We start from the raw sequence: 25912 nt of genomic DNA, 5'->3' as shown, positions 1-25912 counted from the left end.
CTTTTAACTAACTGGAAAATTATTTTTGACTACAAACCGCAACAAAGCCTAACTTTTGGTCAGGATCGTTAAAAATTTTGTACATTTTATTGAACGTTTCACGATTTTCAGGTTTTAATGCGTTTCCTACGATTTTCATTGCCCCTAATACGCCTTCATCGTGAATTAGACCTTTCGGAGAGAGTAGCGACATCTCGCCTGAAAAAGTTTCCACATTTCTAAAGCCGCAATGGTGGAATAACGCTTTCCAATCCGGCTTTGTAAGTGGTGATACGGTGATATTAATCGCATCACGCAACTCAGCTAATAATTCATCTGCATTATCTGTGTTTAGCATAATATCGTGTGTGAGCAAAAAACCGTTTGGTTTTAACACACGGAAATATTCCCGAATGGCTTTTTCTTTTACTTCTTGTGGGAGCATTGTAAGCATTGCTTCGTTAATCACAATATCAAAGCTTTCATCTTCAAATGGCAGTTTTGTCGCATTTGCTCTTTGTACTTGAACCAAATGCTCAACTTCTTGATCTTTGATGTTTTCACGGGCTTTTTCAAGAGCCTCTTCGTCTAAGTCAATACCAATAATTTGGCATTCAAACTGTTTTGCCAGTTGAATAGCGGTTGTTCCCATATTACAAGCAACTTCTAATACTTTTTTGTCTTTTGAAAAATCACCGCTCCCGATTAACCAATCCGTTGCAACTTTGCCACCCGGACGTAAGCGGGTTTTACCTAAGCGAGCTAAAAAATGATGTCCAACTTCTTCTTTTTTCATAATAAAACCTCTGAATTTGCAAAATAATCTGAAAATATGACCGCTTGCATTGAAATTTTAACAATTATACCCAATTTTTATATACAACGGCAGATGAATTTGACAGAATATTGCTTACTTTTTATGAAGAGGGAAATAGTATGGCAAAACAAAATAATGGTTATCTCCATCAGCGTGGCGATATCCAAGAGAGTGCAGTAAAAGCGTTAGTAACAGATCCGCTATTTAAAATGCGAGTAGAGAAAAATCGTAAAGGCAAGGGGAGTTACCGCCGAAATGAAAAACACAAAAAAACATTATATGTTAAAGGAGAAACCCCATATAAAAATATTCATTCAGTGTATTTTTATATGGGGTTTCTTCATTATTTTAAAAATCGCAGTATGTAAATAATAGGCTAAGGTCTTTACCTTATATTTACTGAACGATTATTTTGTGCCACCAAATACAGCGTTATATTTAGTAATACCTTCTCTCTTGTTGCTTTCTAACTCAATATTACCTACCGCATCATTGAGATTCTCACCAACAAATTCGGTTGAATAATAGCCTGATAAATTGCTATTTTTTTCAACATAAGATATTTCACCGTCACTAAAACTGATACTTTCTCTTAAATATATCGCATCAGGTAATTTACTTTCATCCAGTTTAATTTTACCTAACGTTACGCTGTTAATTTCACCTGTGAGCTTATTTTTTTCCCATTCATTATCAAGATGGAGTTTTAAGGTAACATCGCCATCAAGCTGTGGAGCATAGGCAATAGTTTCACCATCAACTATTTTCTCAAATCGGGCGATGACATTACCTTTATAGATAGCATCCCCTACTAAACCATCTTTCCATTGGGCTTTTCCGTTGACAATATCAAACACGCCATATTCAGCATAGCTTGAGCCACTGCCTTCCGCACTTTGTTTTTTACCATCTCGCCCTGTCGTTAAGCGGATATTAAACAATGAACTATCATTTTCATTGGTAAATAACGCACCGTAGCTTGAGTAAGGTTGGTTGATGTAGAGATAATTAATCTGTTTGGCATCAGGCATATCCTCATTTCCAACTAGAAGTTGTTTCCCTTCTAGTTGATGATCTTTTAACACACCTGAATGTTTACCCAAATAACTTTCTCCGTTTGAGATTAAGGTTGGGATTCTGACATTTTCTTTATCCTCCGTACCAAGATTTAGTACCAAGTAATAGTTATAAGACTTATCATTTTCTCTGGCCACAAAAGGGGATTTTGAATCATCAGAATCAGGATGAACAAAGTGATCGCGATCTTCGCGTCTTACCGTACCGGCATCACTTAATAAACCATGATTAGCTAATGGAATTACACGCCATAATTTGCCTGAACTGTCTTCATTAACCGGTTTTACTGCGGTTGATGGCGTCGGTTTTTGTGGTTCAACCGGTTTTTCTTCAATAGGTTTAGTCGGCTCAGTCGGTTCAGCAGGATTTGGCTGTTCAATGGGTTGTTTAGGTTCAGCGGGTTTAGCCGGCTCTGTTGGTTTGACTGGCACAACAGGCTTTGGTTGCTCAGATGGTTTTGGTTTAATCGGCGTATCAGGTTTTGTCGGCGTTGTTGTTTCAGCCTTTGTATCAGGTTTATTTGAGCCTGCATTTTCCGATTTTGCAGGTTTTTTAGTAATTTCGACCGCTTGTTCAGCTTTTGGTTTTTCAACCACACGAGCGCCATCGGTAGATTTACAGCCGCTTAGGGCAATAGATACGGCAACCGCCGCTAAAGTTAATTTGAGTTTAGATTGCATAAAAAAATTCTCCTTTTAAAAAAGCCATAAAATATTAATGGATATTTTTTGTTTGGCAAGAGTAAAACATAAAAATATATATAAATTTTTTATGGTTATTATTGAAAGCTGATAAATTTTAGCGTAACTTATTAACCTTAATTTATTTATGGGAAAAGAAAAATGACAAATAAAACCCTTTTGGCGGTGCTGATTTCCGCCCATTTAAGTACGCTTGCCTTAGCTGCTCAAACCAATGAAGACGTTGCCGTGTTAGATGAAGTTTCCGTTATCGGTAATAATTCAACACCGGTAATTGCTCAAGGCAGTGAGGTCACCTTGCTCAAAGTCAGCGATAAAATCATTGACGGCAAAGAATTTAAAAAACGCTCGGCAACCTTAGGAAATGCCTTATCTGCTGAATTAGGCGTACACAGTAACCCATTTGGAGGTGGGGCAAGTAAGCCGATTATTCGTGGGCAAGAAGGTGCACGCATTAAAATTTTACAAAATGGCTCGGATGTGGTGGATATGTCCAGCCTTTCGCCTGATCACGCCGTAGTTGCTGATTCACTTTTGGCAAGCCAAGTAGAAGTATTACGTGGTTCAAGCACGTTGCTTTATACCAGCAGTTCGCCGGCTGGGGTCGTGAATGTCGTGGATAAACGTATTCCAACGATTGTGCCGGAAAAAGGTTATGAAGTAGAGCTCAATAGCCGTTTTGATACCGCCAGTAAAGAGCGATTAGGTGTTTTAGGGGCAACTTTAGGATTAGGTCAGCACGTTGCCTTGCGAGTGGAGGGATTAGCTCGCCATAGTGATAACTATCGTGTCAAAAGTTTGCAGCTTGGCGAAAGGCTCAATTATGTGCCGGATACCTACAACCGCTCTCGTGTCGGCACAGTGGGCTTATCTTTTGTGGGCGAGCGTGGCTATATTGGAGCAGCGTATAATGAACGCACCGACACCTACGGCTTGCCGGGGCATAACCATAAATTTGATGAATGTATCGGGCATATCTATAACGAAGTACGCGATAAATATGCTTACACCTACAAATATCCACATTTACTGGATGAAGATCTGATTAGCCACGGTCCACACTTCCATTGCGGAACCGATCACGAAATGGATGCAGGGCACAGCCACGATAATCCGTATGGTCATACCCACGACCATACCCACAAAGGTCCGTGGGTGGATTTAAAATCCAAACGAATTGATGTGAAAGGCGAACTGTTAAAACCGTTTAGAGGTTTAGATAAAATCCGAGCCAGCTATACCGATGTGAATTATTATCACGATGAAAAAGATGCCGGTTCGGTCAGCACTTTTGTGAATAAGCAGTTGAAGAAAGATCAGAACTATGGCAAGCCGGTCAATATTTACAAAAATCGGGGTAAAAACAGCCGCTTGGAGTTTTATCATTCACCGATTGGCGGCTTAACCGGTGTTTGGGGCGTGCAATATCATACGCAGAAAAGTAGTATGAATGCTCCGAACGACCGTGAAGTTCGTTTCCCATTGGTTGAAAATAATAATAAGCAGTTGAGCTTATTTGCGATTGAACAGTATATGTGGGATAACTTCGCCCTTGAGCTTGCCGGACGAATTGAGAAACAGAAAATTGAGATCGACTACGATCTTGATGAAATCAGACGTTTACAAAAATTCTACAGCGAGTCGGGCGGCAGACAGGTTGAGCCGGATTTATCGCCATATAATAAAACTGCCTATGCTTATTCAGGCACGCTCAACTGGTTCTTCCATCCAGACTATCAGCTTTCGTTAACGGCATCACATAATGAACGCCACCCAACGCCAATGGAGCTTTATTACCACGGTCCGCATTTGGCGACAAGTTCGTTTGAATACGGTAATAAAGATCTACAAAAAGAGCAGTCGAATAATATTGAGCTTGGGTTGAGCTACCAAGGTGAGAAGTTTGGCTATAAAACTTCTGTTTACTATAATCACTTCAAAAACTATATTTTTAACGAAAATCTCTATCGAGAAAATCATCTCTTTATGCGTCGTTACAGCCAATCTAAGGCTCGTTTTTATGGTTTAGAAGCAGAGATGAGTTATCGTTTTAATGAACAATATCAAGCAACGATTTTTGGCGATATGGTACGAGGTTGGCTAACTGATTTACCTCCTGTAAAAGTAGGTGGAATTCATAAAGAGTATCTACCGAAAAATGCCAAACCGGGCGAAACTTATTTGCTTTATCGTGCAGATATGAATACGCCAAGAACGCCGCCACTACGTTTAGGTTTACGTGTGAATGCTCAATTTAATGAAAATTGGGCAGGTGAGGCAGAATTTTATCGTATGTTTAGCCAACGTCGTTTGAGCCAGTTGGAATACCCGACTAAAGGGCATTCAATGTTGAATTTGGGCTTAAGTTATAGCAATAAATTTAAAGATGCAGAGTATAAAATCAGTTTAAACGGCACGAATTTGCTGAACCAAGCTGTTTATATTCATACTTCTTATCATCAGTTCGTTTCTCAACCGGGACGGAATTTTATGTTAGGGCTAGAAGTGAAATTTTAATCCTGAGATAATTTAAATCCAAAAAGAGAGTTTCTTTTACTGGGAAACTCTCTTTTTATATGCAGAAAATAAGTGAAATTTGACCGCTTGTTATTGCTGAAAATACTCAAGCAATGGTTCCGGGTTTTGGATATAGGCGGCTAATTGTTTTCGCTCAGGATGCCCCATATAAGGAATTTGTCCTAATAATGGGGCATTAATTTTTTGCGTGAGTAACTCAATCAATTCGTGATAATGGCGTAAGCCCGGATTAACTCGATTTGCCACCCAGCCAATTAATTTCCCTCCACGTTGTAAAATTTCGTTTGCGGTAAGCAGTGCGTGATTAACACAACCTTCTTTAATACCAACCACTAACACTACAGGCATATTATTTTGGATTACCCAATCAGCAAAACTGTAATCTTTGTTAATCGGGGTAAGCCAGCCATAAGTTCCTTCAACAACTACATTGGGGAATTTTTCTTCCAACTTAGCCAAGTCGCTATTTAATTTTTCTAATTGAATATGGTGAACGGCATCTAGTGCCGCAAATACAGGTGTACTGGAATGGATAAACGTATAGCTGTTGATATCTCGATAACACACCTCTTTCGGACAACTTTCCAAAATAGTTAATACATCGGGATTATCTTCCGTTGCATAATCATATTGAGTTGGCTCGGTCGGCAATGAATCATCACCACCGCACGCAATTGGTTTATAACCCACAACAGAGAAATGATGCTCAGTAAGCATTTGAATAATCGCTCGGGTAACAACTGTTTTTCCAACATTGGTATCTGTTCCGGTAATAAATAATGAAGGCATTACAAATTCCTTTAACAAAAAATTCACGCCCTGTAGTTTAACCAAGAAAAGACTAATTTATACTGTCCTTGATCAAATTTCCGTCATAAATTCCTTGTTTTATTGCAGAACAGGCAATTAATGGGCTATTCCAATCATATTGGCTAGTAACTAAATCAATTTTTAGATCTTGTAACAAATTTTTATGTAATTTTGCCGAAAGTTGGTTAAATAAAGGTTCTTTTATCCGAAGTAGAGGAGAATTGAACATAATTTTCTCACTAGAGAAAATGTTGATTAAATTCATTAAAGCATAGGCGAGATTATCGGTAATATGCTCTAAAATGGTTAATGCAAGCGGTTGATTTTCCTCAGTTTTTTGACAAAATAAACTGATTTTTTGTTCCGGTGTTGCTAAATCATTCGGTAAATATTTATCAATTAATTGCACGATAGCAGGGAAGGTAACTTGATTAATTAATTTATAACGATCAATAGTGTCTAATTCAGGGAATGTTTCATCACTTAATTGGCTGAATTTGGGCATATGCATATTATCAACATTCATTTTTGACTGTTTATGTAACAAATTACCGCTTAATAGTATGCTTACGTTTATTGTATCGTCTAATTCAATGAAAATTACATTGTTTTGGCTGATTAAAGAACCGACAGTCGATTCTGCTAATAACCATAATTGAAAATGTTCGCTTAATAAAATGGGGCAGTTAAATAATTGGGCAAGTTTAGGCGTGATATGGCAAAACATATTGTGATTACCTAATTGTATAATGCCCTCTTTTTCTGCATTAATTTTGCCTACAACACTCACAGAAACTGCAAGCAACTGTTCTTTATTGATAGTGTGAGCTTGCTGGAAATTGTCAATAAATTTCAAAATGTTATTGTCTAATTGAACATAATTTTGTGGCGAGATTGTATAATCTTGCTTGTAAATTTGTTTACCGTTTAATTCACAAAGTGAAATTTCAACTTTATGCGGCGAAACTGTTATGCATAATAATTGCCAAAAGAAATTCGAAACGGCTAAACCGACAGAAGGACGACCTCGAGCCAGTGTATTTTGCACTGTTCTTTCTAAAATAAAATGGTTGTCTATCAATATTTTAGTAAGGTTAGTTACAGAAGCCGGTGCTAAGCCTGAGAGCTTGGCTAAATCGGTTCTTGAAATTAATTCAAATTGTTCGATTAAGCGGTAAATCTTACCTAAGTGTAAGGCTTTGTTATCGGAAAACATTTAAAAATCCCTTTTATCATTTTGATGATGGCAATTATTTTTTGATCTGAAAAAAATAACAATCTTTTTTTGTTTATAATGAGAAACAGATCACAAATTATTTTATGCTTTGAAAAAATTATGGAAAACGAGTATGACATCTTTTATTCGCTATAACTGGATTGACACAAACGAACAACTAGCGGCAGTATGCGAAGAGGCTAAAAAAGCAAATGCCGTAGTACTTGATACTGAATTTATCCGCACCCGTACTTATTACCCAATATTAGGTTTAATTCAATTATATGATGGCAAACAAGTCAGCCTAATTGACCCAACTACAATTTCCGATTTTTCGCCTTTTATCTCATTATTGGCTGATAAAAGCACAATAAAAGTGCTACACGCCTGTAGTGAAGATTTAGAAGCTTTCGAGCATCAATTCAAACAATTACCGGAACCGATGCTGGATACCCAAATTATGGCTGGTTTCGCCGGTGTTGGTATATCAATGGGATTTGCGAAATTAGTTTCTCATTATTTAGATATTGAACTTGATAAAGCTGCTTCTCGCACAGATTGGCTTGCCCGCCCTTTAACTGATCAGCAGTTACAATATGCCGCCGCCGATGTGTGGTATTTGTTACCCATTTATGAAAAATTGGCTGAGGCGTTAGCAAAAAGCAGCTGGCAAAATGCGGTTAAAGAAGAGAGCGAAGCAATATCTGCAAAAATTAAACGAGTTGAAGATAAATCCAAAGCCTACAAAAATATTGCTAATGCGTGGCGATTAAACCAGCAAGAGTTGGCTATCTTACAAGTTTTAGCTAAATGGCGGATTGATGAAGCAGAAAAACGTGATCTTGCGTTAAATTTTGTGGTTAAAGAAGCTAATTTATTTCAAATTGCTAAGATACAGCCAAAACACACTTCTCAATTATTAGAATTTATGCACCCTAATGAAGTTCGAATTCACGGCAAAAAAATTCTTTGGCTGGTCGAGCAAGGAAAATCTGTGAAACCTGAAGATTATCCTGCACTTATTCATCGTTTAGTAGATGAAAAAGGCTACAAATATAATATGCAAGCGATGTTACAAAAATTAGCTGAAATTCGACCGCTTGATCTTGCCCCAGAGCTGATTGCAAGCAAACGCCAGTTAAGCCAACTGTTTAAATGGTTTATTGATGGCAAGCCGCAAGAAAAAATGCCTGAATTATTAATCGGTTGGAGAAAATCTTTTGGCGAACAACTATTATCGGTTTTATCGCAAAATTAATTAGGACTATTAGTGTTTAGCACAGTATAATTGCCTAAAAAGGAGCATATATGGAACATAAAAAACTACCTAAAGCACTAGATGCTATTGATTTAAAAATCTTAAATGAGCTACAACGTAACGGGAAAATCTCAAATATTGAGTTATCGAAACGTGTAGGGCTTTCACCAACGCCTTGCTTAGAGCGAGTTAAACGCCTTGAAAAAAATAACGTGATTACAGGATATAAAGCGTTATTAAACCCGGAATTATTAGATGCCCCTTTATTGGTTATTGTGGAAATTACTCTTGTGCGGGGTAAACCTGATGTATTTGAGGAATTTAATAAAGCGATCCAGCAGTTAGACGAAATTCAAGAGTGTCATTTAGTATCGGGAGATTTCGATTATCTATTAAAAACCCGTGTGGCAGATATGGCGGCATATCGCAAATTACTTGGTACAACTTTGTTACGTTTACCGGGTGTGAACGATACACGAACCTATGTGGTAATGGAAGAAGTGAAACAAACCAACTATTTGTTGTTAAAGTAAGGAGAATTGAGTGTTAGATCAACTCAAACCACATTTTAAAGGTAAAGAAACGTTAATTAAGTTAATGCTTATATTAGCTTGTCTGCTGGGTATTTATTTACTGGTTGCGTGGGCAAGTTATAGTCCGTTAGATAATGCGTGGACAGCCGCAAGTACGCTTACGCAAACAACCTTAAATAAAGCGGGTGGTTTCGGAGCTTGGAGCATTGATATGCTTTACGCTATGTTTGGAAAAGTAGCGGTATTAGTCCCTTTTGCCTTAATTATTTCATCAATTTATGTATTAGGTATGGGCTTAAGCTCTGAGATGAAATGGAAAACTTTCTGCTTCCGCTTAATCAGCTTTCTCTTGCTAATGGTTGGGCTTGCAGGCTTATTTAGCGTACTTTTCTCAAACACCGCGTACTATCTTTCCGGTGGATTTATTGGTGGAATTTGGCAATCTGTACTTTCTGAAACGATAGGGCAGTTTGGTGCATTGCTTATTGCGATGATTTGTACAGTCGTAGGTCTATATTTCTGCTCGGCTCAGTCGCTACTACCTATTTTATCGCAATTCTATGATTGGTTGATGGCAAAAACAGAAGATCGTAAATCTGACGAAGTCTCGCACAATTTGCAAAATTCGGAGCAAAATCAACCGCTTGCAGTAGAACAAGAAACAACTGTTGATGTAGAGGAAGAAAAACAACCGCAATTTACGGATATTTCAGCGTTCAAACGCCCAAATATCAGTGGTTTAAGACAATCTGCCACTGAAGCAACCAATAATAATGAAATGTATGATATTGAACCGGATTTAGAACTGCCAACCATTAATATCAATACGCAACTTGAAACTGCGGATGAAGTGATTGAACAAGTTGAACCTGAAGAATTGGATTATCGCTCGCAGCATATTCAAATAAATGACGTTCAAATGCCGACAATTCGTTTAAATACCGCAATTGAAAATGAAATAGAAGCTACAACAACATTTACTGAGACAATCCAAAACGAAGCAATCATTCCTCAAGTTCAAATTGAAAATGTGATTGAGGAAGAGCACGAAGAAACGGTTGAAGATGAAATTGATGATGTGCGTGAAATTACACCTGAGTTTATGGTAACACCGCCGAAAGCAATGAAAGAAGTTACGGAGCAACCAAGTTACCCGAAAGGGTATGGCGATACCTTAATTCACCCACTTTTACAACGCAAAGTAACCACCGAGAAACCAACAACCCCATTGCCAACATTGGATTTGCTGGATAAAGCTCCTGTTCAAACACAGCAAATTACCGAGCAAGAAATTCGTGATACTTCTGTACGTTTAGAAGCAGAATTAGCGAATTTTGGTGTGAAAGCAACCGTTGAAGATGTGTTGGTCGGTCCTGTTGTTACTCGCTATGAAATTCAACCCGCAGCAGGGGTTAAAGCATCTAAAATCACCGGTCTAGCCAGTGATATTGCTCGTGGATTAATGTTTAAGGCAATTCGTATTACTGAAGTTATTCCAAATAAACCCTATATGGGGATTGAAACACCAAACAAACATCGTGAAACCGTGTGGTTGCGTGATGTATTAGATAGCGATGAATTCCGCCACACCACCGCAACCTTGCCAATGGCTCTCGGTAAGGATATCAGCGGTAATCCTGTTGTGGTTGATATGGCGAAAATGCCGCATCTATTAGTTGCAGGGCAAACGGGTGGCGGTAAATCGGTTGGAGTGAATACAATGATTTTAAGCCTCTTGTTCAAGCTTACGCCTGAGCAAGTTCGCTTTATTATGATTGACCCGAAAGTGGTGGAGCTTTCCATTTATAACGATATTCCGCATTTATTAACGCCGGTAGTAACCGATATGAAAAAAGCAGCTAATGCGTTACGCTGGGCGGTAGAAGAGATGGAACGTCGCTATATTTTAGTAAGCCATTTACAGGTGCGTAATATTGAAGGGTACAATGCCAAAATTGACCAAGCGGCAGCAATGAATTTGCCAATTCCTGATCCAACGTGGCGACCGGGCGATTCAATGGGCAGCTTACCTCCGCCGTTACAAAAATTAAGCTATATTGTCTTAATTGTTGATGAATTTGCCGATTTAATGATGTCTGCCGGCAAAGAAGTGGAAGAGTACATTATGCGAATTGCACAAAAAGCAAGGGCAGTGGGTATTCATTTGATTCTTGCTACCCAACGCCCTTCAACGGATGTGATTACCGGTGTCATCAAGGCAAATATTCCAAGTCGAATTGCGTTTACGGTTGCAAGCCAAATTGATTCAAGAACGATTTTAGATTCTGGTGGTGCGGAAGCCTTATTGGGACGAGGCGATATGCTTTACTCTGGGGCGGGAAGTCCGGATATTATCCGCGTACACGGGGCATTTATGAAAGATGAAGAAGTACAACGTGTAGCAGATAACTGGCGAGCAAGAGGCAAACCTAACTATCTTGATAGCATTGTGGAATCGAAATCAGATGATAATGACGCTAAAAATGATAATGCAGGGGGAGATTTAGATCCGCTATTTGACGAAGTCGTAGAATATACTATTGAGACAGGTTCGGTTTCCATTAGTAACATTCAACGCCGATTCTCACTAGGGTTTAACCGAGCCGGCAGAATTGTGGATCAAATGGAAGCACAGGGGATTGTGTCTGAACCGGGTAAGGGTGGAAAACGAGAAGTGCTTGCAAGATAAGCTTTAATTAGAAATACAAGCGGTTAGATTTCATCAAAAATTTACAACGTTGGTAAATTTTGACAAAGATCTAACCGCTTGTTTTTATTTAAGCTAAATTAATCGTAGTATAAAGAGAACCTTTGAGCTAAAATCAATCTAATTTTTAATTTTCGTTTATGGATTGGAGAAGATTATGCGATTAGGTGGGTTAAGACGTAGTAATAACGTGGAAGACAGACGTGCAAGTGGTTCAGGGAGAATGTCTGTTGGACGAGGTAAAGGGGGCATTCTTACCTTTATTATCGTGCTAGTCGGTGCTTATTATGGTGTGGACTTAAGCGGTTTAATGGGCGGTCAGGAAAGTTATCAACAAACACCATCAAAGTTGGAAAGTTCTGAAGAAGCACATTTAGAAGATTTATCTTCTAAAGTGTTAGCCAGTACAGAAGATATTTGGAATGCTTATTTCAAACAAAGTGGTATGACTTATAAAGAGCCTACATTAGTGCTTTATCGTGGTGCGACCCAAACTGCCTGTGGTACAGGTCAATCGGCAATGGGACCGTTCTATTGCCCTGTGGATCAAAAAGTATATATCGATTTATCATTCTATGATGATATGCGTAAAAGGCTAAGAGCATCAGGCGAATTTGCATTCTCTTATGTGATTGCACACGAAGTCGGACACCACGTTCAGAATTTATTAGGCATTACAGGCAAAACTCAGCGAGAACAGATGAGAGCTAAATCTAAAGTCGCAGCAAATCAAATTTCAGTTAATGTAGAATTACAAGCCGACTGCTTTGCGGGCGTTTGGGGGTATCAACTTGCTCAACAAAATAGATTAGAACAACGCGATATTGAAGATGCCTTTAACGCAGCTCAAGCGGTAGGTGATGACAGATTACAACAGCAAAGTCGAGGCTACGTTGTGCCGGATAGTTTTACTCACGGTTCATCTGCTCAGCGTTTAGAGTGGTTTAAAAAAGGATTAACAGCAGGCAATCCGTCAGTTTGTAATACATTTAATTAAAAATTAATAAATTTGTTTGCATTTTTATTTTTGTACTATTATGATAGTACAAAAATAATTTTTTAAGAGAGTAACAGAAATGTCCTATACCAAAAATGATGATGTTAGAATAACCAGTATTGAAGAATTATTACCGCCCGTTGCATTATTAGAGCGTTATCCTGCCAGCGATGTGGCAGCAGAAACGGTTGAGCAAACCCGTAAAGCAATCCATAAAATTTTACACGGAGCTGATGACCGTTTATTAGTGGTAATTGGACCTTGCTCAATTCACGATCCAAGTGCCGCATTGGAATATGCACAAAAAATCAAAGAAATGCGTGCAAATCCTGCAATTAATCAAAACCTAGAAGTTGTAATGCGGGTTTATTTTGAAAAACCACGTACTACTGTGGGTTGGAAAGGCTTAATTAACGACCCATACTTAAATGAAACCTATGCATTAAATGATGGTTTACGTATCGCTCGTAAAGTGTTATCGGATATTAACGATTTAACTGTACCTACAGCAGGTGAGTTTTTAGATATGATCACGCCACAATATATGGCAGATTTTATGAGCTGGGGAGCAATTGGTGCAAGAACAACTGAATCACAAGTTCACCGTGAATTAGCGTCAGGCTTATCTTGTGCGGTTGGTTTTAAAAACGGCACAAATGGCGGTGTGAAAATTGCCTTGGATGCGATTTCTTCAGCAAGATCACCACATCATTTCTTGTCTGTAACCAAATTTGGGCATTCTGCAATTGTTTCGACAGCAGGTAATCCAGACTGCCACATTATTTTACGTGGCGGCGATAAAGGTACTAACTACGATGCAGCTTCCGTTTCTGAAGCTTGTGCAGCTATCGAAAAAGCAGGTAATCGTCCTCACGTTATGGTTGATTTTAGCCACGCTAACAGCCAAAAACAATTTAAACGCCAAATGGACGTTTGTGACGATGTATGTAAGCAAATTGCAGGTGGTTCAGACTTTATTTCAGGCGTAATGATTGAAAGCCATTTGGTTGAAGGTCGCCAAGATTTAATTGATGGCAAAGGCTTAGAGGCTTTAGTTTATGGACAAAGTATTACTGATGCTTGTATCGGCTGGGAAGACAGTGAAAAAGCCCTATTTGCTTTAGCTCAAGCAGTGGAACAACGCCGTAAAAATCGCCCGTAAAATTTCAATTTTTAGCTAATTTTTATATAATGGCGTACGTTTAAACGTATGCCTTTTATTTTTTAGAGAGATTATGACAACAATTCTTGCTTTAGATACCGCAACAGAAGCCTGTTCGGTTGCGTTACTGCATAATGAAAAAATTTCAACCCTTGATGAAATTAGCCCACGCTCCCACACACAACGTATTTTGCCAATGGTTGATGAATTGCTTACGCAGGCGAATATTCAGATCAAAGATGTTAATTATTTGGTATTCGGGCGTGGTCCTGGCAGTTTTACAGGGGTAAGAGTGGGCGTAAGTGTTGCTCAAGGCTTAGCAATGGGAGCAAACTTGCCTGTAGTGGCTGTCTCTAATCTAAAAGCAATGGCAGAAGAAGCCTACCAAAAACTCGGTGCAGAAAACGTCATTGCATTAATTGATGCCCGAATGAATGAAGTTTATTTTGCTCAATTTTCCAGAAATGGCGATGAGTGGAATGAGATAGTAGCAGAACAAGTCTGTTCGCCTGAAGCTGCAATTCAACAATTTCAATTAATTGAAAATACTGTTGTAGTCGGTACAGGCTGGGCGGCGTATTCGCAATTTTCCGAACAAAATTTACCGCTTGTAGTTAGCGAAATTACCTTACCTTCAAGCCGATATATGTTATCTATTGCACAGGCAGAAATGGCAAAAGGTAATGTTCAGTCTGCACTTGAAATCGAACCTGTTTATCTAAGAAATGAAGTAACTTGGGAAAAATTACCGAATAAACGATAAATACAAGCGGTTAAATTTTGTTATTTTTTTGCAACTTGCAAATTTCTAGAGAAATTTAACCGCTTGTTATCTATTATAACTTACCCAATTTTTGCTTGTAGTGATAACGACAGACTGAAAGATATTTATCATTACCGCCAATTTGGATTTGTTCTCCTTCTTTAATTGCTTCGCCTTTCTCGTTTAAACGAATAACGAAATGAGCTTTTTTACCACAATCACAGATAGTTTTTAGCTCTTCTAATTCATCTGCCCACGCCAATAAATATTTACTCCCTTCAAATAATTCTGCTTGGAAATCAGTGCGTAATCCATAGCAGAGTACAGGAATTTTTAATTTATCAACCACATCAGTAAGCTGGTAAACTTGAGCTTTAGTAAGAAATTGAGATTCATCAATTAAGATACAGTGTAACGTTTTATTATTGTGAGACTGCTTAATTTCTGCAAATAGATCAGTCTCCGCATTAAATAATGTTGCTTCTTGAGAAATACCAATACGAGAGCTGACTTTCCCAACACCAAAACGGTCATCAATTGCAGCAGTGTAAACGAGGGTATTCATTCCTCGCTCTTGATAATTGTAAGAAGATTGAAGTAGCGTAGTCGATTTGCCTGCATTCATTGACGAGTAGTAAAAATAGAGCTTTGCCATATTCGATAGATAATAAAAAAACGGCTAACAAATTAGCCGTCTATAATTGGAAATTAAACGTTGTCGATTTGACCTAAAAGTGAACGTAAACGATCTTGGAAGTTTTGTTGTTCCGCTTTTAATTGTTCATACTCATTGCGTAATGTTTCGTTTTCTTGCTTTGCAGTGTCGTTTTTACCTTTTAATTCTTCAACTTCTAATTGAAGTAATTGAATAGTTTCAACAGCTTGTTTAATTTTTTCTTCTAATTGGTCTAAAACCGATAATGACATAATAAATTCCCTCTAAATGATGTAAAACTTGTAAAGATTATACTCTAAATCAGACCTTATTTTCATAAAAAAGTTTGGTTATTTATGAATTTTTATGCAAATGATGATTTTTTAGTAACGCAGACTTCCAGTTACTGTTAAAATATAATCTCTCTTCTTTTAAAGTTTTTCTTTCAAGAAACTAAGGAACAAAAATGAAACGAACTCTTTCTTTTGAATTCTCTCGCGTAACAGAAGCTGCTGCACTTGCGGCTTATTCTTGGCTTGGGCGTGGTAATAAAAATGCGGCAGATGAAGCTGCGGTTAAGGCAATGCGTTTTATGCTGAACCAAATGGAAATACGCGGTGAAGTTGTTATTGGTGAAGGCGAAATTGATGAAGCTCCAATGTTGTATATTGGTGAAAAAATCGGTTTATCACGTTTGGAAGATGAAGAAATCAGTATAGCGGTTGACCCGATTGATGGAACACGTATTACTTCTATGGGACAATCAAATGCACTTTCTGTACTTGCTGCAGGCGGTAAAGAAACATTCTTAAAAGCCCCGGATATGTATATGGAAAAGCTGGTGGTTGGTCCTGAATGCAAAGGAATGATTGATTTAAACCTTCCGCTTGAACAAAACCTTCGCCGTGTTGCCTCTAAAAAAGGAAAATTACTTTCTCAATTAACGATTGCTATTTTAGCGAAACCTCGTCACGAACAAATCATTGCTGATGTACAAAAACTTGGTGTAAGGGTTATAGCTATTCCTGATGGCGATGTCGCAGCAGCAGTGCAATGTTGTTTACCCGATGGCGAATTGGATTTGCTTTATGGTATTGGTGGTGCACCGGAAGGGGTTGTTGCCGGAGCGGCAATCCGTGCCTTAGGTGGCGATATGAATGCAAAACTCATTCCGCGTAATCAAGTAAAAGGTAATAGTCCGGAGCATTTAACTGCCACTGAAAAAGAGCTTTCTCGTTGCAAAGAGATGAATGTGCCGATTAATATAGTGCTGAAATTAGAAGATTTAGTGCGTGATGATAATATTGTTTTTGTCGCAACAGGCATTACATCGGGCGATTTATTAAAAGGTATTAAGCGTAGAGGCAATATTGCCAGTACAGAAACCCTATTAATTCGCGGTAAATCACGAACTATCCGTAAAATCCAATCTGATCACTACATCGATCGTAAAGATAATGAGCTACTTTCATTAATGGATCTGTAATTTTCTCCATAAAGTCGGGCAATAGCCCGATTTTTTATATTTTTCCAATACGTTGTAACGCTTATTCCGACCGATGGGTGTTAATTGCACATAAATTAAACCCTAATGTCTCTGCAACCACACAAATTGTCTGAAATTTCACTTGGCTCGGGTCTTTAAATAAACGTTTAAGAGTAGAGCTTGAAACGCCTGTTTGCATTTCAAGGGTAGTGAGTTCGATCCCCAATAGTTTCCTCTGTGCATTTAATTGCTTTCCAAAATGCTCCAAGTCATTAATTTTATTCTTCTCAAATAATTTCTGTTCTTCCTGCTCCTGCTTTAACGCCTGTTTTCTCAGTTGGTTTAACTGGTTAATCTGATTTTGTAATTCTATTGAAAGTTTCATTATTATCTCTTATGGCTCACATTAAGTCTTTTTTGAACTTATTTTAGATGCGAGGGGTTAAAAAAGGTCTTTTTGCAACACTGCAGGTTGTATTTAATCTTAAATCATTTTTAAAAAGCATTCAATATATCAAATATAGGCTTTAATTGATTTAAGCCGGATTAAAAATATGGGATTATTTATGTTAAAATAGCCTTACTAAAATGAAAGAAAGAGAGGAGTTTATGGATCTCGCTTATTTGGCAAAAATGCCGCAAGAGGAATTTACCGCACGCCGTGAACGTGTATTTGAGCAAATGCAGGATAACTCAGCATTATTGATTTTTACCGAGTCAGAAAAACGTCGTAACAATGATTGCGATTATTTATTCAGACCCGATAGCTACTTCTGGTATCTCAGTGGATTTGCTGAGCCTCAATCAGCCATATTATTGATTAAACAGGCAGATAAAACAGAAAGCATTATTTTTGTTCGGAAAAAAGACCCTTTAATGGAAACCTGGAATGGGAAGCGATTAGGCATTGAAAATGCTCCCAAAACGTTACAGTTTCACGAAGCCTTTGATGTTGAGGAAATAAACGCCGTTCTTGCAAAAAAATTAGCAAATTTGACCGCCTGTTATTATGCAAGGGGCTTGCAGGAATGGGGCGATAACATTCTTTTTTCTACATTTGATGAAATGAACGCAAATCGTCAAAAAACGCCTACTACATTGATTGATTGGCAGCCGATGTTATCTGAAATGCGATTAATTAAGTCAGAACTTGAAATTGCACTTATTCAACAGGCTTGCCATATTTCTTCGATGGCACATATCCGAGCAATGAAACAAACTCGTCCAAATCGTTATGAGTTGGAAATTGAAGGGGAAATGCAGCACGAATTTACCCGCTTTGGAGCAAGATTTCCTGCCTATAATTTTATTGTAGCAGGCGGAGAGAATGCTTGCATTTTGCACTACAATGAAAATGACCAAGTGCTAAATGACGGCGATTTATTACTAATTGATGCAGGTGCAGAATTTGCTTACTACGCCGGCGATATTACCCGAACGTTTCCGATTAATGGTAAATTTTCCGAGCCACAAAAAGAACTGTATGAATTAACACTTACGATGATAAAAGAAGCAACAAAGCTACTTGTGCCGGATAGTTCTATCAAGGCAGCTAATGATAAAGCAGTGCAAATTCTCACGGAAGGTTTGGTTCGTTTAGGTATTTTGACTGGAAATGTGGACGAATTGATTGAGCAAAAGGCATATCGTCAATTTTATATGCACGGCTTAGGGCATTGGTTAGGATTAGATGTGCACGATGTTGGTGATTATGGCACAGAGCGAGATCGTCCATTACAAATTGGTATGGTGCTGACAGTTGAGCCGGGTATCTATATTCCGAAAGAAGCAGATGTACCAGAGCAATATAAAGGTATTGGGATCCGTATTGAAGATAACCTGCTGATTACTGATTATGGTAATAAAAATTTAACCAGTGGTTGCCCGAAAGAAATTGCTGATATTGAGCAGTTGATGCAATCGGCACAATAAATTTGCAATTTTTTGTAAAGAAATGACCGCTTGCTTTGATATTTTTCTGAATTTCGCTTAAGCTAACTCAACCAAACACAGTGTTTGGGGTTAGCACATTAAGGAGTAATATATGTATTTTGAAATTTATCAAGATGCTAAAGGCGAATACCGCTGGCGTTTAAAAGCAGGTAACCACGAAGTAGTTGCAACAGGCGAAGCGTATAAAACCAAACAAAGTTGCCAAAAAGGTATCGAAGCAGTTAAAAAAGTAACCGCAGAAACAGAAGTTAAAGATTTAACTAAAGCTGAAGCATAATAAATGAAGCCCTAATATTTTGAATATTAGGGTTTTGTTATTTATGCAAAAAATATGACTAATTATTCAATTTAATGGTTGCGGATTTTTCTAAAAAAGCTAATATAGTTGCTATTATTACGAGGAAAATTATGCACAACACAGAATTAGCTTTAGCCCAGTGGTTTAGACAATCTACGCCCTATGTTAATATGCACAGAGGGAAAACCTTTGTGATTATGCTTGATGGCGATGTTGTCGAAAGCCCAAATTTTATCAATATTATCAATGATATTAGTTTATTGCATAGCTTGAATATCAAATTAGTGATTGTGTTTGGGGCTAGACCGCAAATTAATCAGCTCTTAACCCAAAATAATATCGAGCCTGAGTATTACAACAATATCCGAATCACAAATCCGCAATCGCTAGAGTATGTTAAACAAGCGGTAGGGAAAGTGCATTACGACTTATTTGCCCGCCTTTCGTTGCGTTTACCACATTCCGAAGTGATTAATGTAGTGAGCGGTAATATGATCTTGGCTCAGCCAATTGGAGTAGTTGATGGGGTAGATTATGCCTTAAGTGGCAAAATTCGCCGCATTAATGTGGAGAGCATCAAACAGCAGCTTGCACAAAATTCAATCGTATTACTTGGACCTATAGCCCCTTCTGTAACAGGAGAGATGTTTAATTTACCGTTTGAAGATATTGCCACTCAAGTTGCAATTAAACTTCGTGCCGATAAATTAATCGGTTTTTGTGAAGAGCAGGGTATTTTAGATGAAGCAGGCAATGTCATTTCGGATATTTTGCCACAAGATGCACAAAAGGTGCTGAACAATTTAATCGAGCAAGGGCAGTATCATACAGCAAAAGCCCGTTTTTTACAGGCAGCGATCAGCGTTTGTCGAGAGGGGGTAAAACGTTCCCATTTACTGAGCTATAAAGAAGATGGCTCACTACTGCAAGAGTTATTCTCTCGTGATGGTATCGGTACACAGTTCTCAATGGAAAGCTCGGAAAATATTCGCATTGCTACTGCAAGAGATATTCCGGGATTACTGGATTTAATTCGTCCTCTTGAACAACAGGGCATTCTGGTTAAACGCTCTCGTGAACAGCTAGAAATGGAAATTGCTAACTATACCATTATTGAGCGTGATGGCGTAGTGATTGCGTGTGCGGCATTGAATGTCTATCCGGAAGAAAAAATGGCAGAAATGGCTTGCGTGGCAGTTCACCCGGATTATCGAGATTCCTCAAGAGGCGATATTTTATTGGAGAATATCCGCAAAAGAGCAGAGCAGTTAGGAATGGAAAAACTCTTTGTGCTAACCACCCGAACTACTCAATGGTTTCAAGAACGTGGTTTTAGATTAGCAGATGCTCAAGATTTACCTCGGTATAAGCGAGAAAATTATAACTATCAACGCAGATCAAAAGTGTTGATATTGCCACTCTAAGATAAGAAAATCCCTTTATCTTTCAATAAAGGGATTTTGCAATTTTCAGCGGAAATTTAACCGCTTACAGGGCGTTTTTATCGCCACGAGATAGGCTAATCACCCCGGAACGAACAATTTCAACGATTGAAGTTTCTTCTTTCACAGCCTCAATAAATGCATTAAGTTTTTCACTCGAACCTGAGAGCTGAATGGTGTAGAGTTTCGGGGTTAAATCCACGATTTGTCCACGATAAATATCCACCATACGTTTTAATTCATCACGAGATGAACCTGTTGCACGCACTTTCACTAATAACACTTCACGCTCAACGTGTTCATAAGCACTTAAATTACTTACTTTAAATACATCAACTAATTTGTGTAATTGTTTTTCGATTTGCTCTAGTACTTTTTCTTCGCCTTGTGCCACAATCGTCATTCGTGAAAGGCTTGAGTCATCGGTTGGAGCAACAGTTAAACTTTCAATGTTAAAGCCACGTTGTGAGAACAGGGCAACCACACGAGATAACGCACCTGATTCATTCTCTAATAATACTGCTAATGTTCTACGCATTTGTTCTCTCCGTTTTACTTAACATCATTTCATTCATTGCACCGCCACGAATTTGCATTGGATAAACGTGTTCTGTTTCATCAATCAAAATATCTACAAAGACCAATTTATCTTTAATGCTAAAGGCTTGAGTTAATTTTTCTTCCAATTCAGACGGGTGATCAATTTGAATACCAACGTGTCCATAAGCTTCCGCTAATTTAGCGAAATTTGGTAGAGAATTCATATACACCTGTGAATGACGACCTGAATAGATAATATCTTGCCACTGTTTTACCATACCTAAGAAACGGTTGTTTAAGCTGATAATAACAACAGGGGTGTCGTACTGTTTAGCAGTTGAAAGCTCTTGAATATTCATCTGAATACTACCATCGCCCGTTACACAAATAACCGTTGCCTCCGGGTGAGCAAATTTAACGCCCATTGCAGCCGGTAAGCCAAAGCCCATTGTACCTGCACCACCTGAGTTAATCCAACGGCGTGGTTTATCAAAGCCATAATGAAGTGCAGCAAACATTTGGTGCTGACCGACATCTGATGCAACATAGGCTTCACCATTAGTAAGTTTGTGGATCATTTTAATGACTTGTTGTGGTTTAATTACCTCTGAGCTTTCTTCAAAAGCTAGGCAGTTACGAGCTTTCCATTCATCAATTTGTTGCCACCAAGCGGTCAAATCTGTCTGACTTTTTGCAAGATTTTCATCATCTAATAATGATAAAAATTCATCAACTACATTTTTTGCACTGCCTACAATCGGAATATAAGCCGGTACGGTTTTTGAAATAGAGGCTGGGTCAATATCAACGTGAATTACTTTCGCATTAGGGCAGTATTTGGCTAAATTATTTGTTGTACGATCATCAAAACGCACACCAATACCTAAAATTAAATCACTTTCGTGCATTGCATTGTTTGCTTCATAAGTACCGTGCATACCGAGCATTCCTAAGAATTGTCTATCAGAAGCAGGGTAAGCACCTAACCCCATTAATGAGGTTGTAACCGGAAGATTTAGTTTTTGAGCAAACTCTGTAACTTCTGCAGAGCATTCTGCATTAATTACACCACCACCAATGTAGAGAATAGGCTTTTTCGCAACCAATAAGGCTTTCAATGCTTTTTTGATTTGCCCTTTATGACCTTGTACTGTTGGATTGTATGAACGCATTGATACTGATTTCGGATACTCATACGGATATTTATTTAATGGGTTTACCATATCTTTCGGAATATCAATCACAACAGGACCGGGACGACCGGTTGAAGCAATATAGAATGCTTTTTTGATGATATGAGGAATATCTTCCGTATTTTTTACCAAGAAGCTATGCTTTACTACAGGGCGAGAGATACCAATCATATCGCACTCTTGGAAAGCATCGCTCCCAATAAGGTTAGATGGAACTTGCCCTGATAGGATTACCATTGGGATAGAATCAGTATAAGCGGTTAAAATACCTGTAATGGTATTGGTTGCTCCCGGTCCGGAAGTAACCAGTACGCAACCCACTTTACCTGTAGAACGAGCATAGCCGTCTGCCATATGTACAGCAGCTTGCTCGTGACGAACTAAAACGTGGTTTAAGCCAAGTGTATGAATGGCATCATAAATATCAAGTACAGAGCCACCCGGATAACCGAAAACGTATTCAACGCCTTCATCTTTAAGGGACTGTACCACCATTTCTGCACCAGAAAGTTTTTTCATTAAATCCTCCAACCAAAAATCGCATTAAGTTGGTTCGATTTTGCAGGATTTTTTTATAGCTGTCTAGCTGTGTTTTTTAAATTATTCTAGTTTTATCTGCTTTTTAAACCAAAAAAATTGGATTTTTATAAAAATAAAATCAGATAATAAGGGTGTTGTGATTTTATATGCTATATTTTATGCTTTTTGTGAGATTTAAAACTTTATTGCTGAAAACAATTGTTTGTGCAAAAAACGCTCATTAAAATAATTTAAAATTATGCAAAAAAGTAATGAAATATGACCGCTTGTAAGATTAGTTCTCTTCAAGCAATGCTACTTTTTCATTCGCATCGGTTGTAATCTTAGCGATAGCGTTACGATAAGTAATTTCTAGACTTTCTCGGCTAGTTGCAATTACACCTTGATCAATTAAAAAGCCATCTTTAACATCATAGACCCAGCCGTGTAATGAGAGCGATTTTCCTCGTTCCCAAGCAGATTTGATAATAGAAGATTGCCCTAAATTATAAACTTGTTCGGCTACGTTCAATCGAGTTAGCACATTTGATCTCTCTTCATAGGGCAGTTTACCTAATAGATGGCTATGTTTAAACCAAATATCCCGAATGTGGAGTAGCCAGTTATTAATTAAGCCAAGATCATTTTGTGCCATTGCAGCATTAATACCACCACAATTAGTATGACCGCAGATGATGATATGTTCAATTTCCAGTACATCAACAGCATATTGCACCACAGATAAACAGTTTAAATCGGTATGAATAACCATATTCGCTACATTTCTATGCACAAATAATTCACCCGGTTCTAAACCTGTTAGTTTTTCAGCAGGAACACGGCTATCCGAGCAACCAATCCATAAATAGGTCGGCTTTTGGTGCTCGGCTAATTTTTTGAAATAATCGGATTGTTCGTCCTTCATCTGAGTTGCCCAAGCGTGGTTATTCGCAAACAGGCGTTCAATTTTCTGCATAAATTCTCCTTTTTATTCTCTATTTTATCCGACTAAGATTATATGATTAAATTAAAAAGTAGGGTAGGTAAAAAATAAAAATGCCCTTTAAGTGAAAGGGCATTTATTAATCAATTATACGTGAATTATTGTGTTGCTTGAATAGCGGTTAATGCGATTGTATAAACAATGTCATCAACTAAAGCCCCACGAGATAAGTCATTTACAGGCTTACGCATACCTTGAAGCATTGGACCGATAGAAACTAAATCCGCAGAACGTTGTACTGCTTTATAAGTGGTATTACCAGTATTTAAGTCCGGGAACACAAATACTGTGGCTTTACCTGCAACCGGTGAGTTCGGAGCTTTAGAACGAGCAACATCTTCCATAATCGCCGCATCATATTGTAATGGACCATCAATCACTAAATCCGGACGTTTTTCTTGAGCAATACGAGTCGCTTCTTTTACTTTCTCAACATCTGCTCCTGAACCTGAAGTACCTGTTGAGTAAGAGATCATTGCAACACGAGGCTCAATACCAAATGCTTTTGCTGATTCTGCAGATTGGATTGCGATTTCAGCTAATTGTTCAGCGGTTGGATCTGGGTTTACCGCACAGTCGCCATATACCAATACTTGATCAGGTAATAGCATAAAGAAGATTGAAGAAACGATCGAACTGCCCGGTGCAGTCTTAATAATCTGCATTGGTGGACGAATAGTATTGGCGGTTGTATTCACAGCACCCGATACTAAACCATCAACTTCACCGGCTTCAAGCATCATTGTACCTAATACAACGTTGTCTAATAATTGCTCACGAGCAACAACTTCCGTCATACCTTTTGCTTTACGTAATTCAACTAAACGATCAACATAGTTTTCACGAATAGTTGCAGGGTCGATAATAGTAATACCTTTGCCTAATACTACGCCTTGAGCTTCAGCAACACGCTCTACTTCTGTAGGTGGTGCGAGTAGTACGCATTCTGCAATACCACGCTCAGCACATAATGCAGCAGCTTTTACTGTACGAGGCTCATCACCTTCCGGTAATACAATGCGTTTTTTTGCTTGGCGGGCATATTCTGTTAATTGATAACGGAATGCTGCTGGCGATAAACGGCGGGCTCGAGTAGCTGCTTTAGAAACTTCATCAATAAAACCTGTATTGAATTGGCTTGCCATATACTCTTTGATTGCAGCAATACGTTCTTTATCATCTACAGGCACTTCTAAGCTGAAACTTTGTAAGCTCAATGCAGTTTGCCAAGTATTTCCTTCAATACGGAATACAGGAACGCCCGTTTCAAAGGCTTGTTGGCATAATTTTCCAATAGTGCTATCAATTTTGTAACCACCGGTTAATAGAATTGCACCAATTTTCACACCATTCATCACTGCAAGTGAAGCCGCAACTAAGACTTCCGGGCGATCAGCCGAAGTTACTAATAAACTACCTGCTTTAAAGTGATCAACCATATGCGGCAAGCTACGAGCACAGAAGGTTACACCACGAATACGGCGGGTTTTAAGTTCACCTTCATTAATAATAGCTGCCCCTAAATGTTTTGCTACATCAATTGAACGAGTGGCAATCAGCTCTGCTTTCCAACCAATACAACCTAATAATTTAATAGGGCTTTTTGCGAAAAGATGTTCTACTTCAGCCACATTATTATTAGAGTGTTGGAATGAATCGAAGATTTCCGTTAAATCTGGACGTGTTCTACCGGAATCATCTACAGGAGCATTGAATTTATTAATAATAACACCTAATAAATTCGGATTATGGCGACCACCAAACTGTGAGGCAGCAGCTTCAATACGTTCTTTTAATTGAGCCGGAGTATCTGAAGCCGGAGCTGCAACTAAGATAATTTCAGCATCAAGCGATTGTGCAATCTCATAGTTAATGCTGTTTGCATAAGAATTTTTACGGGTTGGAATTAAACCTTCAATAATGATAATTTCATTATTTTTAGACAATTTTTGATGGCGTTCTACCACTTTTTCCAATAACACATCCGTTTGGTTCTGACCAATCAATGCTTCTGCTTCACTTAGCATAAATGGCTCACCAACTTCAGTAGTTTGGTCCGCTCGAATAATTGTAGTTGAACGATCTAAGGTATCTTCGCCACTAATAGGTTGAGCAATCGGTTTTAAAAATCCAACTTTTGAGCCTTTCTGCTCTAGTGCGTGAACTAAACCCAAACTTACACTGGTTAAGCCTACACCTGTTGAAATAGGAATAAGAATAATTGTTCTAGACATAATTTTTCCAATTAGAAAGTGAAAGGGCAGA

The 25912-nt window shown here is 38.3% G+C and carries 23 protein-coding genes; 12 read left to right on the top strand and 11 right to left on the bottom strand.

Translation table 11 applies throughout. The features are described 5' to 3' along the window. Positions 1–19: 19 nt before the first annotated feature. Positions 20–775, bottom strand: a complete 756-nt coding sequence (locus tag ICJ55_RS08040) for a class I SAM-dependent methyltransferase (protein ID WP_188156336.1) — start codon at positions 773–775, stop codon at positions 20–22. Between the two features lie 140 nt (positions 776–915). Between ICJ55_RS08040 and ICJ55_RS08035 the strand changes: the two genes are divergently transcribed. Further along, positions 916–1164: an alternative ribosome-rescue factor A gene (locus tag ICJ55_RS08035; protein WP_188156335.1), complete on the top strand. Its 249-nt coding sequence runs from the start codon at positions 916–918 to the stop codon at positions 1162–1164. Between the two features lie 39 nt (positions 1165–1203). Here the strand turns inward: ICJ55_RS08035 and ICJ55_RS08030 are convergent, their stop codons facing one another. Then, positions 1204–2553 carry a hypothetical protein gene (locus ICJ55_RS08030; protein ID WP_188156334.1) on the bottom strand — a complete coding sequence of 450 codons (1350 nt, stop codon included), beginning with the start codon at positions 2551–2553 and terminating at the stop codon, positions 1204–1206. 162 nt (positions 2554–2715) lie between these two features. Here ICJ55_RS08030 and ICJ55_RS08025 point away from each other — a divergent pair, with 162 nt between their 5' ends. After that, a complete protein-coding gene (locus tag ICJ55_RS08025; protein WP_188156333.1) occupies positions 2716–5091 on the top strand; it encodes a TonB-dependent receptor in 2376 nt (791 codons plus the stop codon). Between the two features lie 90 nt (positions 5092–5181). On the opposite strand, the gene bioD is transcribed toward ICJ55_RS08025, so the two are convergent. Both bioD and ICJ55_RS08015 read right to left on the bottom strand, forming a co-directional pair. Further along, positions 5182–5901, bottom strand: coding sequence for a dethiobiotin synthase (gene bioD, locus ICJ55_RS08020; RefSeq protein ID WP_188156332.1), 720 nt, complete (start codon positions 5899–5901; stop codon positions 5182–5184). Positions 5902–5953: 52 nt separating this feature from the next. Next, positions 5954–7138: an ROK family protein gene (locus ICJ55_RS08015; protein WP_188156331.1), complete on the bottom strand. Its 1185-nt coding sequence runs from the start codon at positions 7136–7138 to the stop codon at positions 5954–5956. A 133-nt stretch (positions 7139–7271) separates the two neighbouring features. Between ICJ55_RS08015 and rnd the strand changes: the two genes are divergently transcribed. The 6 genes from rnd to tsaB all read left to right on the top strand — a co-directional run bounded on the left by rnd (position 7272) and on the right by tsaB (position 14558). After that, positions 7272–8396 (top strand): ribonuclease D, encoded by a 1125-nt coding sequence (rnd, locus tag ICJ55_RS08010; protein ID WP_188156330.1) that lies wholly within the window; start codon positions 7272–7274, stop codon positions 8394–8396. 50 nt (positions 8397–8446) lie between these two features. Next, on the top strand, positions 8447–8929 hold the full coding sequence (gene lrp, locus ICJ55_RS08005; RefSeq protein ID WP_025236006.1) for a leucine-responsive transcriptional regulator Lrp: 483 nt from the start codon (positions 8447–8449) through the stop codon (positions 8927–8929). A 10-nt stretch (positions 8930–8939) separates the two neighbouring features. Further along, complete coding sequence (locus tag ICJ55_RS08000; RefSeq protein ID WP_188156329.1) at positions 8940–11618, top strand: DNA translocase FtsK; 2679 nt, start codon at positions 8940–8942, stop codon at positions 11616–11618. Positions 11619–11793: 175 nt separating this feature from the next. Then, positions 11794–12633 carry a KPN_02809 family neutral zinc metallopeptidase gene (ypfJ, locus tag ICJ55_RS07995; RefSeq protein WP_188156328.1) on the top strand — a complete coding sequence of 280 codons (840 nt, stop codon included), beginning with the start codon at positions 11794–11796 and terminating at the stop codon, positions 12631–12633. A gap of 79 nt (positions 12634–12712) precedes the next feature. Next, positions 12713–13795 carry a 3-deoxy-7-phosphoheptulonate synthase AroG gene (gene aroG, locus ICJ55_RS07990; protein WP_188156327.1) on the top strand — a complete coding sequence of 361 codons (1083 nt, stop codon included), beginning with the start codon at positions 12713–12715 and terminating at the stop codon, positions 13793–13795. 70 nt (positions 13796–13865) lie between these two features. Then, on the top strand, positions 13866–14558 hold the full coding sequence (tsaB, locus tag ICJ55_RS07985; RefSeq protein WP_188157713.1) for a tRNA (adenosine(37)-N6)-threonylcarbamoyltransferase complex dimerization subunit type 1 TsaB: 693 nt from the start codon (positions 13866–13868) through the stop codon (positions 14556–14558). 73 nt (positions 14559–14631) lie between these two features. Here the strand turns inward: tsaB and ICJ55_RS07980 are convergent, their stop codons facing one another. Further along, entirely contained in the window at positions 14632–15213 is a 582-nt protein-coding gene (locus tag ICJ55_RS07980; protein ID WP_025236001.1) for a thymidine kinase, read from the bottom strand. A gap of 53 nt (positions 15214–15266) precedes the next feature. After that, the gene (gene zapB / locus ICJ55_RS07975) at positions 15267–15485 is read right to left on the bottom strand and encodes a cell division protein ZapB (RefSeq protein WP_188156326.1); all 219 of its coding nucleotides are present in this window, start codon (positions 15483–15485) and stop codon (positions 15267–15269) included. A 194-nt stretch (positions 15486–15679) separates the two neighbouring features. Here zapB and glpX point away from each other — a divergent pair, with 194 nt between their 5' ends. Next, positions 15680–16699, top strand: coding sequence for a class II fructose-bisphosphatase (gene glpX, locus ICJ55_RS07970; protein ID WP_188156325.1), 1020 nt, complete (start codon positions 15680–15682; stop codon positions 16697–16699). A gap of 61 nt (positions 16700–16760) precedes the next feature. Here the strand turns inward: glpX and ICJ55_RS07965 are convergent, their stop codons facing one another. Continuing rightward, positions 16761–17084 (bottom strand): transcriptional regulator, encoded by a 324-nt coding sequence (locus ICJ55_RS07965; RefSeq protein ID WP_188156324.1) that lies wholly within the window; start codon positions 17082–17084, stop codon positions 16761–16763. A 224-nt stretch (positions 17085–17308) separates the two neighbouring features. On the opposite strand from ICJ55_RS07965, the gene pepP reads away from it, so the two are divergent. From pepP to argA, 3 genes are all read left to right on the top strand, one after another. Beyond that, positions 17309–18631, top strand: a complete 1323-nt coding sequence (gene pepP, locus ICJ55_RS07960; RefSeq protein ID WP_188157712.1) for a Xaa-Pro aminopeptidase — start codon at positions 17309–17311, stop codon at positions 18629–18631. Positions 18632–18743: 112 nt separating this feature from the next. Further along, complete coding sequence (locus ICJ55_RS07955) at positions 18744–18929, top strand: YegP family protein (protein WP_025235997.1); 186 nt, start codon at positions 18744–18746, stop codon at positions 18927–18929. A 131-nt stretch (positions 18930–19060) separates the two neighbouring features. Then, positions 19061–20374, top strand: a complete 1314-nt coding sequence (gene argA / locus ICJ55_RS07950) for an amino-acid N-acetyltransferase (protein WP_188156323.1) — start codon at positions 19061–19063, stop codon at positions 20372–20374. 64 nt (positions 20375–20438) lie between these two features. On the opposite strand, the gene ilvN is transcribed toward argA, so the two are convergent. From ilvN to pta, 4 genes are all read right to left on the bottom strand, one after another. Further along, complete coding sequence (ilvN, locus tag ICJ55_RS07945; protein WP_025235995.1) at positions 20439–20930, bottom strand: acetolactate synthase small subunit; 492 nt, start codon at positions 20928–20930, stop codon at positions 20439–20441. Next, the gene (locus tag ICJ55_RS07940; RefSeq protein WP_188156322.1) at positions 20923–22644 is read right to left on the bottom strand and encodes an acetolactate synthase 3 large subunit; all 1722 of its coding nucleotides are present in this window, start codon (positions 22642–22644) and stop codon (positions 20923–20925) included. Before ICJ55_RS07940 ends, ilvN begins: the two co-directional genes overlap by 8 nt. A 295-nt stretch (positions 22645–22939) precedes the next feature. After that, positions 22940–23620, bottom strand: a complete 681-nt coding sequence (gene can, locus ICJ55_RS07935; RefSeq protein WP_188156321.1) for a carbonate dehydratase — start codon at positions 23618–23620, stop codon at positions 22940–22942. A gap of 125 nt (positions 23621–23745) precedes the next feature. Continuing rightward, positions 23746–25881 carry a phosphate acetyltransferase gene (pta, locus tag ICJ55_RS07930; protein WP_188156320.1) on the bottom strand — a complete coding sequence of 712 codons (2136 nt, stop codon included), beginning with the start codon at positions 25879–25881 and terminating at the stop codon, positions 23746–23748. Positions 25882–25912 lie beyond the last annotated feature (31 nt).

This window comes from Mannheimia bovis (assembly GCF_014541205.1).
Lineage (GTDB): Bacteria > Pseudomonadota > Gammaproteobacteria > Enterobacterales > Pasteurellaceae > Mannheimia > Mannheimia bovis.
This window is presented reverse-complemented; position numbering and strand designations above follow the sequence as displayed.

What these genes read in the sequence shown, in the direction of transcription:
- ICJ55_RS08040 (WP_188156336.1), bottom strand. Translation starts at nt 775, where the DNA reads ATGAAAAAAGAAGAAGTTGGACATCATTTTTTAGCTCGCTTAGGTAAA.
- ICJ55_RS08035 (WP_188156335.1), top strand. Translation starts at nt 916, where the DNA reads ATGGCAAAACAAAATAATGGTTATCTCCATCAGCGTGGCGATATCCAA.
- ICJ55_RS08030 (WP_188156334.1), bottom strand. Translation starts at nt 2,553, where the DNA reads ATGCAATCTAAACTCAAATTAACTTTAGCGGCGGTTGCCGTATCTATT.
- ICJ55_RS08025 (WP_188156333.1), top strand. Translation starts at nt 2,716, where the DNA reads ATGACAAATAAAACCCTTTTGGCGGTGCTGATTTCCGCCCATTTAAGT.
- bioD (WP_188156332.1), bottom strand. Translation starts at nt 5,901, where the DNA reads ATGCCTTCATTATTTATTACCGGAACAGATACCAATGTTGGAAAAACA.
- ICJ55_RS08015 (WP_188156331.1), bottom strand. Translation starts at nt 7,138, where the DNA reads ATGTTTTCCGATAACAAAGCCTTACACTTAGGTAAGATTTACCGCTTA.
- rnd (WP_188156330.1), top strand. Translation starts at nt 7,272, where the DNA reads ATGACATCTTTTATTCGCTATAACTGGATTGACACAAACGAACAACTA.
- lrp (WP_025236006.1), top strand. Translation starts at nt 8,447, where the DNA reads ATGGAACATAAAAAACTACCTAAAGCACTAGATGCTATTGATTTAAAA.
- ypfJ (WP_188156328.1), top strand. Translation starts at nt 11,794, where the DNA reads ATGCGATTAGGTGGGTTAAGACGTAGTAATAACGTGGAAGACAGACGT.
- aroG (WP_188156327.1), top strand. Translation starts at nt 12,713, where the DNA reads ATGTCCTATACCAAAAATGATGATGTTAGAATAACCAGTATTGAAGAA.
- ICJ55_RS07980 (WP_025236001.1), bottom strand. Translation starts at nt 15,213, where the DNA reads ATGGCAAAGCTCTATTTTTACTACTCGTCAATGAATGCAGGCAAATCG.
- zapB (WP_188156326.1), bottom strand. Translation starts at nt 15,485, where the DNA reads ATGTCATTATCGGTTTTAGACCAATTAGAAGAAAAAATTAAACAAGCT.
- glpX (WP_188156325.1), top strand. Translation starts at nt 15,680, where the DNA reads ATGAAACGAACTCTTTCTTTTGAATTCTCTCGCGTAACAGAAGCTGCT.
- ICJ55_RS07965 (WP_188156324.1), bottom strand. Translation starts at nt 17,084, where the DNA reads ATGAAACTTTCAATAGAATTACAAAATCAGATTAACCAGTTAAACCAA.
- pepP (WP_188157712.1), top strand. Translation starts at nt 17,309, where the DNA reads ATGGATCTCGCTTATTTGGCAAAAATGCCGCAAGAGGAATTTACCGCA.
- ICJ55_RS07955 (WP_025235997.1), top strand. Translation starts at nt 18,744, where the DNA reads ATGTATTTTGAAATTTATCAAGATGCTAAAGGCGAATACCGCTGGCGT.
- argA (WP_188156323.1), top strand. Translation starts at nt 19,061, where the DNA reads ATGCACAACACAGAATTAGCTTTAGCCCAGTGGTTTAGACAATCTACG.
- ilvN (WP_025235995.1), bottom strand. Translation starts at nt 20,930, where the DNA reads ATGCGTAGAACATTAGCAGTATTATTAGAGAATGAATCAGGTGCGTTA.
- ICJ55_RS07940 (WP_188156322.1), bottom strand. Translation starts at nt 22,644, where the DNA reads ATGAAAAAACTTTCTGGTGCAGAAATGGTGGTACAGTCCCTTAAAGAT.
- can (WP_188156321.1), bottom strand. Translation starts at nt 23,620, where the DNA reads ATGCAGAAAATTGAACGCCTGTTTGCGAATAACCACGCTTGGGCAACT.
- pta (WP_188156320.1), bottom strand. Translation starts at nt 25,881, where the DNA reads ATGTCTAGAACAATTATTCTTATTCCTATTTCAACAGGTGTAGGCTTA.